Below are 10,941 nucleotides of genomic sequence, written 5' to 3'. Positions count from 1 at the left end.
TAAGGTGCAGTTTTTTTATTCTACGTCAAAACCAGCAGTATAATGAAATTAGAAATTCCTATATTTGGAAATCTCATCTATACAATACACCGAAAGTCTTATGCAATTCAAATTGATGGAGCAAATCATAGGATTTATAGGAAAAAAGTAATGAAAATTTAAAATTATAACAAGGGAAATTAAGATACGTGCAAAAATTAATTATAGTTAAATTATTTTTACATACTAAAATCGAGCGTTGAAAGAAGGAGTAAATATGCCAGAAACATATAAATTTAAAACAACAGATCAGCATTTGCACGCATCTTTTAGTAACGAATATGAACCAATTCAAATCATTCGTTCTGGTGATTCGATTGAATTTGATACGATTGATATCGGGTGGGGTTATTCGCATCAAAATGGAGAAAGAGTAAGCTTCGAGTCAAGAGAGAAAGAAAAAGAATGGGGTCATCCTATGATTGGTCCAATTTTCGTTGAAGGTGCTAAACCGGGGATGACACTTGAAATTAAAATAAACGAATTAAAAGCTGGCTGGTACGGCTGGAATTGTGCAGGTGGTAAAGAGAATTGGCAAAATAATGCATTAGGTATTTCTGAAGAATTAGAAGTAACTTTAAATTGGCTACTCAATGAAGAAAACAATACAGCGAAGACTAAAATAAGAGATATGGAAGTTTCGGTACCATTAGTACCATTTTTAGGAGTCCTAGGTACAGCGCCTTCTGAATCAGGTGTTCATTCAACTATACCACCAAGATATTGTGGTGGAAATATCGACTGTAAGGAGTTGGTTGAAGGTAGTACTTTGTATTTACCGATAGCTGTTGAAGGAGCACTTTTTTCTGCGGGTGATGGACACGCTGCACAAGGAGATGGGGAAGTGTCTGGTCAAGCAATTGAATCTCCATTTGATAAAGTGAATCTAACTCTTACAGTAAAAGAGGACATGCAGATTAATATGCCACTAGCTAACACACCAGCAGGGTGGCTTACTTTTGGCTTTGATGAAGACTTAAATATAGCAACTAAAACTGCATTAAATGGCATGGTCGAGTTAATTCAAGAGCTATATGCTATTGAAAAAACTGAAGCGGTTGCTTTAGCTAGCGTTTGTGTTGATTTGAGAATAACTCAAATTGTTAACCATGTTAAGGGTGTCCATGCTGTTTTGCCTCATAATATTAATATCACTTCAATTTATATAAATGAATAGATTTGAAAATTGGAGGTTAATAAAATGCCTTTTTGTACTTTAAATAATATTGACATAAACTATGAAATAATGGGTGAAGGACTACCAATTGTTATGATTCATGGGTTTACTCCAGACTCTAGGTTAATGCAAGGTTGCATGGAACCGATTTTTACTAAGAAAAACGGTTATAAAAGGATTTACTTTGACCTTCCAGGTATGGGTAAAACTAAGGGCGGAACCAATATTAATACGACAGATGATATGCTGAACATCGTCTTAAAATTTATTGATACGATCATACCAGGTCAATCATTTTTATTAGCTGGGGAATCTTACGGGGGATATTTAGCAAGAGGAATAATTGCTAATAGACCTGAAAAAGTCAAAGGTGCTGTATTTATTTGCCCAATGATTATTCCACAATTTGAGAAAAGGTCTTTACCCAGCCATACAGTAATAGTTGAAGATAAAACTTTTTTAAATCAATTAAATGAACTTGAAGAAGCTGATTTTCGTTCAAATAATGTAATTTTAGATGAGAAAACTTGGGTTCGCTATAATGATGAAATTGTTAGCGGATGTTCAATCGCTGATCATGAATTTTTATCTAAAATAAGGAATAACTACGGATTTTCATTTGAAATAGATAAAATTAAGTTCAATGAACCAAGTCTATTTTTATTAGGATTACAGGACTCGGTCGTTGGATATAGAGACGCATTTACTATTCTTGAAAATTATCCAAGAGCAGCTTTTGCAATTTTAGACAAAGCTGGCCATAATCTTCAAATAGAACAAGAGAATCTATTCAACTCGCTGATCAATGAATGGTTAGACAGAGTATTAGAAGTAGAAGATGGACGTAATATTACTTAAGACTAAAAAGAAGAGTTACTTTGCTAACTCTTCTTTTTATTTAATCTCGCAACTATTCCCAACGAGAATACAAAATATTCATTAAAAAAACATTTTTTTAAAATAATGCTCATGTTTTGATTAGCTTTCAATAAAGTGTCATAATAACAAATGAGATATTGGTATTTGCAAGGAGGATTTAATTTGACTAAAAATGATTTAGAACAACTTAGAATTGAAATAGACGAGATTAATCATCAAATATTTGAGTTATTAAATAAAAGAGGCGAAATCGCAAAGAAAATTGGAATAGCAAAAATTGATCAAGGTGTTAAACGGTATGACCCAGTTAGGGAACGTAAAATGCTAGATCATATTGCCGAAATCAATGAAGGTCCTTTCAGTACGGCTACTCTCCAACATATTTTCAAAGAAATTTTTAAAAGTAGCTTAGAGCTTCAAGAAGAAGACGATAAAAAAGTTCTACTTGTTTCAAGAAAAAGAAAATCAGAGAACACGATCGTAAATGTAAATAGTGTTAATATTGGTAATGGAAGCCCAATTATTATTGCTGGCCCATGTGCAGTTGAGAGCTATGAACAAGTTGATTCTGTAGCGAAAGTGTTAAAGGAACAAGGAATAAAAATTATGCGTGGCGGTGCATTTAAACCACGAACTTCGCCTTATGACTTCCAAGGACTAGGCGAAGAGGGCTTAAAGATTCTAAAAGAGGTTGGGCAAAACCATGGGTTGGCAATTATTAGTGAAATAGTAAGCCCAGAACATATTGAAATGGCATTAGATTATGTTGATATCATTCAAATCGGCGCAAGAAATATGCAGAACTTTGAATTACTAAAAGCAGCAGGTTCTGTAAATAAACCAATTTTATTAAAAAGAGGTTTATCCGCGACAATCGAAGAATTTATTTATGCAGCTGAATACATCATGTCAGAAGGCAATCAAGAAATTATTTTATGTGAACGTGGCATAAGAACTTATGAAAAAGCTACGAGAAATACATTAGATATAACAGCTGTTCCAATTTTAAAACAAGAAACACATTTACCAGTATTAGTAGATGTTACACATTCGACAGGTAGAAGAGATTTGCTAATACCTGCAGCAAAAGCGGGACTAGCAATTGGAGCAGATGGTATTATGGCAGAGGTACATCCAGATCCTGCTACTGCTTTAAGTGACTCATCTCAGCAAATGAATTTTGATCAATTTGACCAATTTATGTCTGAAGTTAATTCTTTCATAAATCGATAATCAACATAAAAGCGCTGGCTGAAGAAAATCAGTCGGCGCTTTTTGAATAATTTGTGAACGTTTGTTTTAAATTAGCAATATATAGTGATAAACTACGAATAATTTACATTTTTTTCTAATAGGTGTATTGAACGAATATTCGTTTCACTATAAGATAGAATGAAGCACTATTTTTGTGGAATATTACGTTTTATGACTATTTTACCTAAATAAAAAACAAACTACATAATAGATAGAATAAAATAGAGGAGTGATGAATATGACGGTTACGATTTATGATGTAGCACGTGAGGCAAACGTTTCCATGGCTACAGTTTCACGAGTAGTTAATGGTAATCCAAATGTTAAACCTACTACACGAAAAAAAGTAAACGAAGCGATCAGCCGTTTAGGATATAGACCAAATGCAGTAGCAAGAGGACTAGCAAGTAAAAAAACAACTACAGTTGGAGTAATTATTCCAGACATTTCAAATACTTTTTATGCAGAACTAGCACGTGGTATTGAAGATATTGCAACAATGTATAAATACAATATTATCTTAAGTAACTCGGATGAGAATATTGAGAAAGAAATTACATTAATAAATAATATGTTAGCAAAACAAGTTGACGGAATTTTATTTATTGGTGGAACAATTACAGATATTCATCAAGAAGAGTACGAAAAGGCTGGCGTTCCAATCGTATTAGCGACTACATATGATGAAGCTAATAAAATCCCTTCAGTAAATATCGACTATACTCAGGCGGCATTTGATGCAGTAGATTACTTAATTAAAAAAGGCCACCAAAAGGTAGCATTTGTAAACGGACCTACTGAAACGAATATAATCGGATTAAGTAAGTTAGAAGGATATAAACGTGCTTTACAAGAAAATGGAATCGATTTCGATGAAGAGTTAGTAACTTATGGTGATAATACGTATGAATCAGGCAGTGAAGCTTTTGAAGCTTTCCATGAGCGTAATATTATTCCGAGCGCGATTTTCGTAGCATCTGATGAAATGGCGATTGGTGTAATCCATAGTGCCCAAGACCACGGAATATTAGTGCCGAATAATCTTGAAGTTTTTGGATTTGATAATACAAGGCTGGCATTAATGGTGCGTCCAAAATTATCATCTGTTGCTCAACCAATGTATGATATTGGTGCAGTTGCAATGAGATTATTGACGAAGTATATGAATAAAGAGACAGTGGAAGATCATACAGTCATTCTTCCGCATCATCTTCAAATTAGACAATCTACAAAGTAAATAATAAAAGTAGCTTAGAATTTTAGTGATTCTAGGCTTTTTTTGTTTTTAGGGGCTTATGGGTGAATGTAAATTTTTTAGTCGGCAAATAAGTACTGAATTGGCAATAAGGAATAAACGTTGAGCTGCAAATAAACTTGGGAGGTCCGTAAATAAAGTTTAAATAAGTGCAATTAAAAGTAGAACTGCAAATAAAATCCGAGAATCGCAATTAAAAATAACAAAACTGCAATTAAAATCCAAGAACAGCAATTAAAAATAGTAAAACAGCAACTAAATCCAAAAATACATATACCCGTAATCGTATTTCACATCTTTATTAATAGTTAATAGATAGTTTTTAGTATTAAACTAGATTTGTTCTGAATCTAGCTAAGAACAAGCCATATTTGAATTACATTCTACAAATAATAATCAAAAATCTATCCGAAATAAAAAACGCCGTCGAGATACCCTCTCAGGCGGCGCGTAGTATTCAAATAAAAGGCTTCTTTTGCTGAATGTGTAATGGCTCAAGTGCACGATATAAGACTTGTTCGTTGTATTCATCTATTTCCTTTTTCCTTGGAATAGGTTTTACGATAGATGGATTGTCAGTCCACGTTATAGGTAACTTAACATTAGCAATTTTCTGCCATTTTTCTAGCCAACTATCTGGTATTAGGCTAGAAGTTGGTTGTTGATTTGTCATAGCTAGCCATACTTGTGACCAAGCTCTTGGTACTACTCTCCAGTAATCGTATCCTCCTCCAGCAACTGCAATCCATTTGCCATCGCAATATTTATGTGCGATTTCGTGTGCGATTTTTGGGATTTCCTCGAATGTTTTCATTGTCGTACAAAGATGAGTTAATGGATCGTAACAATGCGAATCAGAACCATTTTGGGTGAGAATTACATCTGGTTTGAAGTATTGAGCTATATCGTTTATTGCTTTTTTATAGCTTAATAGAAATGATTCGTCCTCGGTGAATGCATCAATTGGAATGTTAAACGAGTAACCGAAACCTTTACCTTGTCCTCTTTCGGTTACCGCACCTGTACCCGGAAAAAGATATCTACCAGTTTCATGGATTGAGAGTGTGCAAACAGTCGGGTCATCATAAAATGCCCATTGAACTCCGTCGCCATGGTGTGCGTCCGTATCTATATATAACACCTTTAAACCGTATTTTTGTTGAATATATTTTATGGCGATTGCACAGTCATTATAAATACAAAAACCAGAGGCTTTTCGTTTAAAGCCGTGATGTAGTCCACCACCTAAATTAAAAGCATGATTGGATTTTCCTTCTAGAACGGCATCTACTGCTGTTAAGGTGCCACCAACAATTAAAGAACTGGCTTCGTGCATATTTTTAAAAATGGGTGTATCATCAGTTCCAAGTCCAAATTGTTCAGCGATATTTGCACTAACTGGTTCACGGCTTGCTTTTTTAACTTGTTCGATAAATTGTAAATCATGAAAAAGGAGCAGCTCGTCATCTGTTGCCAATCTTGGTGGAATAATATCAGCATCATTTAATAGATTACTAGATGTTAATAGTTCATAAACTAATTGAGAGCGAATTGGATTAAATGGATGTTTTTCGTTGAATTGATAGGCATGGTATTCTTCGCTATATACTAAGTATGCATCCTTTTTCATCATGATTCACTCGCTTCATTTGGCCAAAGAATTTTATATCCTTCAGTTTTTAAAGTTCGAATGATCGAAAGTGGATTCATCGTTTGAATTCTAAATACAAGAACCTTATGATCCACTTCTTTTGCAGGGTAAACAAGGACACTTACAATATTAATGTTTTCTTTTGAAAATACGTTAACAACGTCACTTAAAATGCCTGGATGATCATGGACTAAGATTTCTATTTGGGAGCTAGGTTGATATGCTCCTGTTAAAGTTACAAGAGTGTGTAATACATCAATTTCGGTCACAAGTCCTATTAATTTTTCGCTAGATACGACAGGTAAACAGCCTATTTTATATTGATAGAAATAAGTTGCTACTTCTTCAACAAAGTCAATTGAACTGCAAGTAATGACATTAGTCGTCATAATTTTTTCAACAGGAACCTCAAGTACAGATGAAAATGCTTGTGGAAAAAGTGTTGAAGGTAAAGCATCGCGTACATCTCGATCAGAAATGATTCCAACCACTTGATTATCTTCATTAATGATGGGAATATGACGTACATCACCTGTTCGAAAAATGGTTACTGCTTCACCAATTGTATTTTCTTTTTTTAAAGTAATATTTGAACTGCGCATAATATCTTGAATAAGCATTATTTTGAATCCTACCTTTCGAGATTATAGTTCAATTAGTACATATATCTTTGTAAAAAGCGTAGTGCGTCAAATGCTTGAATTTCTTCAGTTGTTACTCGTTTACCCATTCTTACCATTAAACAGTTAGCTGGATGGGAACAGATTTCAGGATCATCAGTTGCAAATTGGATGAGTCCACCGGCATTCATCATTTTTTCCATCATTTTACGATATTCCCATACATTTAAACCAGTACCTTTTAAATCCCAATGCCAATAATACTCTGTTGTGATAATGATATAGTCTTCCATTGCATCATCAAGCATTGAGAGAACTAACATATTTTTAGCAACTGAAAAACCGCGGAATTCAGGTATTACCTCAATTGCTCCAAGCTCGATTAAATTTTCTAGAGTTGTTTTTGACCATCTTTCAAGTGGGTCTGGATATAAATAAGTTACGTAACCTACTATTGTTTGATCAAGTCTAGCAATAATAATTCTAGCTTCAGGTAGACTAGCAATTTCAACAATTGCTTTATGTTGCTGTGCTGGTTGTCTAAAAGATGTTAAATTTTCATGAAAATGATATGTTTCAAGTAAGGCAGATTCGACCGGTCCCTCTATAATTAATTCACCATGCACAGTTTGGATTGTTTTTGAAAAATATTTTTTTGGGTGATCCAATATTTCTCACTCCCTTTAGAAAACACCTTTTTAATAATCATACTAAAAAATGCAGGAAAGACATACAGGAAAAAAAACAGTATGTGTCTAATACATATAAATGGATAATTTATTAAAAATACTGAAAATTAAATCTTATCATTGTATAATGATAGTAGAGAATATCAAGGAGGGATTTATATGAAGGTGGAAGCGCTTCCTGTAAAAAACGGACAATTTAATTTAAAAAACTATGAGGAAACTTATAAAAATTTTAAGTGGGAAGATGTAGAAAAAGAGTTTTCTTGGTATACGACACAAAAGTATAATGTGGCTTTTGAAGCTATCGATCGTCATGCAAATTCTGATCAAAAAGATAAAATTGCTTTGTATTACAAAGATGATAAGCGAAATGAAAAATATACGTTTGAAGAAATGAAAATTAATTCAAATAAAGCAGCAAATGTTTTAAAACAATTCGGTGACGTTGAAAAAGGTGATCGAGTATTTATTTTCATGCCTCGTCAACCAGAATTGTACTTTGCACTTTTAGGAGCTTTAAAATTAGGTGCTATTGTTGGACCTTTATTCGAGGCATTTATGGAAGGCGCTGTTAAGGATCGTTTAGAGGATAGTGAGGCAAAGGTATTAGTTACAACGCCAGCATTATTATCACGTGTGCCAGTTAATGATCTACCTGCATTAAAAACAATCTTCCTTATCGGTGATGACGTAGAGGAAGGCGGTAAATTTGTAGATTTTAAAGCTCGTTATAAAGAGGCGAAAACAGATTTTGAGATTACATGGTTAAATCGTCATGATGGTTTAATTTTACATTATACTTCAGGGTCAACTGGAAAACCAAAAGGTGTTCTTCACGTTCAACAAGCGATGATTCAACACTATCAAACTGGTAAATGGGTGACGGATCTGCAAAAAGATGATGTATATTGGTGTACTGCGGATCCAGGTTGGGTAACTGGAACTTCTTACGGTATTTTTGGACCTTGGTTAAATGGTGCTTCCAACGTGATATTAGGGGGTCGTTTTAGTCCAGATGCTTGGTATGAAACAATTCAAGAATTCGGTGTGACGGTTTGGTATAGTGCTCCTACAGCATTCCGTATGCTTATGGGTTCTGGGGAAGACATTATTAAGAAGTATGATTTAAGTTCACTTCGACATATTTTAAGTGTTGGTGAGCCATTAAATCCAGAGGTAGTTCGTTGGGGAGCAAAAGTATTTAATTTACGAATCCATGATAATTGGTGGATGACTGAAACTGGAGCTTCATTAATTTGTAACTATCCATGTATGCCAATTCGCCCAGGTTCAATGGGTAAACCATTCCCTGGAATCGAGGCAGCAATTGTTGATAATAACGGTAATGAAGTTGCTCCATATACGATGGGAAATCTAGCAATTAAAAAGGGGTGGCCATCGATGATGAACACAATTTGGAATAATGAAGCAAAATTCCAATCATATTTCTTAAATGATGAATGGTATGTTTCAGGTGATTCAGCTTATATGGATGAGGATGGATATTTCTGGTTCCAAGGTCGAGTAGACGATGTAATTATGACTTCTGGTGAGAGAGTAGGTCCATTTGAAGTAGAAAGTAAGCTTGTAGAGCATCCTGCGATTGCAGAAGCTGGTGTGATCGGTATACCAGATCCTGTAAGAGGTGAGATTATTAAAGCATTTGTTGCGCTAAGAGATGGCTATGTTGCTTCAGATGAATTAAAAGAAGAAATCCGTAACTTTGTAAAACTAGGACTAGCAGCTCATGCAGCACCTAGACAAATTGAATTCCGTGATAAATTACCAAAAACTCGAAGCGGAAAAATTATGCGTAGAGTATTAAAAGCATGGGAGTTAGACCTTCCAACTGGTGATTTATCAACGATGGAAGATTAATAAACAAAAAACCATTGGAAATGAAATCCAATGGTTTTTTTGTTTTAAAATTTCCGATCGGAGCCACCACCGCCAGAGCTTCCTCCGCCACCGCCTCTTGGGCCACCGCCACCTGATGAGTTTAATAGTGCAGGTAATAAATTCAAAATGAAATAAGTAAGTACACCATTAAAGAACAACATATCAATGATGATGACTGCGATCACAATTGCAATGATGATGAATACTTTTAAATTGGCCCATAAATTACTTGTTTTAGAATGACCAGTTTGTTCAGAGCCATTTAAAATAACATTATATAGTGATTTATATGTGTTTGTTAATGCAAGGGATTCTTCACCTTTTTTCAAATATGGAATAGCGCTCTGGTCCAAAATGTTACCAGATCTAATATCTGTTACAACTCCTTCTAAACCATATCCTACTTCGATTCTTATTTGTCTGTCTTTTTTAGCATATAACAAAAGAACACCATTATTTTTCTCTTTATTACCTAAACCGTATTTTCGAAATGCTGTATTAGCATATTCTTTAATATCATTTCCTTCGAGACTTGGGATGGTTAATACCGCAAGTTGAGCAGAGGTAGTGTCTTCCAACTTTTTCCCTAATTGAATTAGAGTTTGTGTATCTTCTTTGTTAAGAACATTTGCATAATCTTGTACATAAATGTCTCCTACTTGAGATGGTACTTTAATTTCAGCATTTGCTCCTGTAGCAAATGAAAAAAGAAATCCTATTAGGAATATTGATGAGAGAAATTTTCTCATTTATTACCATCGCCACTAAAGTCAACCTCAGGTGTAGCTTTATCTTTTTCAGATACTTCAAAGTAATCCTTCTTCTCGAATCCAAAAGGTCCAGCTACTAGTACACCCGGGAATTTTTTGATTTTTTGGTTGTAAACAGTTACTGCATCATTATAATCTTTACGAGCGATAGCTAGTCGATTTTCAGTTCCTTCTAGGCTATCCATTAATGCTTGGAAGTTTTGATTTGATTTTAAATCAGGATAGTTTTCAACGACTACTAATAGACGGCTTAGCGCTCCTGACAATTCTGCATCAGCTTTACTTTTATCAGCAGTCGTTTGAGCACCAGCTAATTTTGCGCGTGCATCTGTTACTGAAGCAATCACATCTTTCTCTTGTGTAGCATATCCTTTTACTGTATTTACTAAGTTCGGTATTAAATCTGAACGACGTTTTAGTTGGTTATCAACTTGTGACATTTTATTTGTAACATTTTCTTCCTGAGTCACAAAGCTATTATAGCTTCCGACACCCATAAAGATTAGAACGACTACAATAATTAAAGCAATCCATATTCCTTTATTCTTCAAGAAAAAACACTCCATTTCCAAAATATGTATTTTTAAAGATGTTAGTATTAATATTTAACCATATTATTTGATATAAAGCATTTTTATTCAAATATTGAATGACAATTTAAATTAAATTAATAAATAATAAAAATTTAATTATCTATTTGACTTAAAC

The 10,941-nt window shown here is 34.0% G+C and carries 10 protein-coding genes; 5 read left to right on the top strand and 5 right to left on the bottom strand.

Annotated elements, in window-relative coordinates:
• Positions 1-256 precede the first annotated feature (256 nt).
• From CN514_RS15910 to ccpA, 4 genes are all read left to right on the top strand, one after another.
• Positions 257-1,216 (top strand): acetamidase/formamidase family protein, encoded by a 960-nt coding sequence (locus CN514_RS15910; protein ID WP_098233431.1) that lies wholly within the window; start codon positions 257-259, stop codon positions 1,214-1,216.
• A gap of 24 nt (positions 1,217-1,240) precedes the next feature.
• The gene (locus CN514_RS15905) at positions 1,241-2,074 is read left to right on the top strand and encodes an alpha/beta fold hydrolase (protein ID WP_098233430.1); all 834 of its coding nucleotides are present in this window, start codon (positions 1,241-1,243) and stop codon (positions 2,072-2,074) included.
• Positions 2,075-2,257: 183 nt separating this feature from the next.
• Entirely contained in the window at positions 2,258-3,328 is a 1,071-nt protein-coding gene (locus tag CN514_RS15900) for a bifunctional 3-deoxy-7-phosphoheptulonate synthase/chorismate mutase (RefSeq protein ID WP_098233429.1), read from the top strand.
• Between the two features lie 259 nt (positions 3,329-3,587).
• Positions 3,588-4,586 (top strand): catabolite control protein A, encoded by a 999-nt coding sequence (gene ccpA / locus CN514_RS15895; RefSeq protein ID WP_098233428.1) that lies wholly within the window; start codon positions 3,588-3,590, stop codon positions 4,584-4,586.
• Positions 4,587-5,061: 475 nt separating this feature from the next.
• Here ccpA and CN514_RS15890 read toward each other — a convergent pair whose 3' ends face one another.
• From CN514_RS15890 to CN514_RS15880, 3 genes are read right to left on the bottom strand one after another with little or no spacing between them, the layout of a single operon-like run.
• Positions 5,062-6,234, bottom strand: coding sequence for an acetoin utilization protein AcuC (locus tag CN514_RS15890; protein ID WP_098233427.1), 1,173 nt, complete (start codon positions 6,232-6,234; stop codon positions 5,062-5,064).
• Positions 6,234-6,875 carry an acetoin utilization AcuB family protein gene (locus CN514_RS15885; RefSeq protein WP_098233426.1) on the bottom strand — a complete coding sequence of 214 codons (642 nt, stop codon included), beginning with the start codon at positions 6,873-6,875 and terminating at the stop codon, positions 6,234-6,236. The genes CN514_RS15890 and CN514_RS15885 overlap by 1 nt, the downstream gene beginning before the upstream one ends.
• Before the next feature lie 35 nt (positions 6,876-6,910).
• Complete coding sequence (locus CN514_RS15880) at positions 6,911-7,543, bottom strand: GNAT family N-acetyltransferase (protein ID WP_098233425.1); 633 nt, start codon at positions 7,541-7,543, stop codon at positions 6,911-6,913.
• A 180-nt stretch (positions 7,544-7,723) separates the two neighbouring features.
• Between CN514_RS15880 and acsA the strand changes: the two genes are divergently transcribed.
• Positions 7,724-9,442 carry an acetate--CoA ligase gene (acsA, locus tag CN514_RS15875; RefSeq protein WP_098233424.1) on the top strand — a complete coding sequence of 573 codons (1,719 nt, stop codon included), beginning with the start codon at positions 7,724-7,726 and terminating at the stop codon, positions 9,440-9,442.
• 44 nt (positions 9,443-9,486) lie between these two features.
• Here the strand turns inward: acsA and CN514_RS15870 are convergent, their stop codons facing one another.
• Together CN514_RS15870 and CN514_RS15865 are read right to left on the bottom strand one after the other, a co-directional pair.
• Positions 9,487-10,212, bottom strand: a complete 726-nt coding sequence (locus CN514_RS15870; protein WP_098233423.1) for a TPM domain-containing protein — start codon at positions 10,210-10,212, stop codon at positions 9,487-9,489.
• The gene (locus CN514_RS15865) at positions 10,209-10,784 is read right to left on the bottom strand and encodes a LemA family protein (protein ID WP_069034636.1); all 576 of its coding nucleotides are present in this window, start codon (positions 10,782-10,784) and stop codon (positions 10,209-10,211) included. The genes CN514_RS15870 and CN514_RS15865 overlap by 4 nt, the downstream gene beginning before the upstream one ends.
• Positions 10,785-10,941 lie beyond the last annotated feature (157 nt).

This window comes from Bacillus sp. AFS001701 (genome assembly GCF_002559405.1).
GTDB lineage: Bacteria > Bacillota > Bacilli > Bacillales > Bacillaceae_G > Gottfriedia.
This window is presented reverse-complemented; position numbering and strand designations above follow the sequence as displayed.

Excerpts from the sequence above, each read along its gene's own strand:
- CN514_RS15910 (WP_098233431.1), top strand. The coding sequence starts at position 257 with ATGCCAGAAACATATAAATTTAAAACAACAGATCAGCATTTGCACGCA.
- acsA (WP_098233424.1), top strand. The coding sequence starts at position 7,724 with ATGAAGGTGGAAGCGCTTCCTGTAAAAAACGGACAATTTAATTTAAAA.
- ccpA (WP_098233428.1), top strand. The coding sequence starts at position 3,588 with ATGACGGTTACGATTTATGATGTAGCACGTGAGGCAAACGTTTCCATG.
- CN514_RS15890 (WP_098233427.1), bottom strand. The coding sequence starts at position 6,234 with ATGAAAAAGGATGCATACTTAGTATATAGCGAAGAATACCATGCCTAT.
- CN514_RS15870 (WP_098233423.1), bottom strand. The coding sequence starts at position 10,212 with ATGAGAAAATTTCTCTCATCAATATTCCTAATAGGATTTCTTTTTTCA.
- CN514_RS15905 (WP_098233430.1), top strand. The coding sequence starts at position 1,241 with ATGCCTTTTTGTACTTTAAATAATATTGACATAAACTATGAAATAATG.
- CN514_RS15885 (WP_098233426.1), bottom strand. The coding sequence starts at position 6,875 with ATGCTTATTCAAGATATTATGCGCAGTTCAAATATTACTTTAAAAAAA.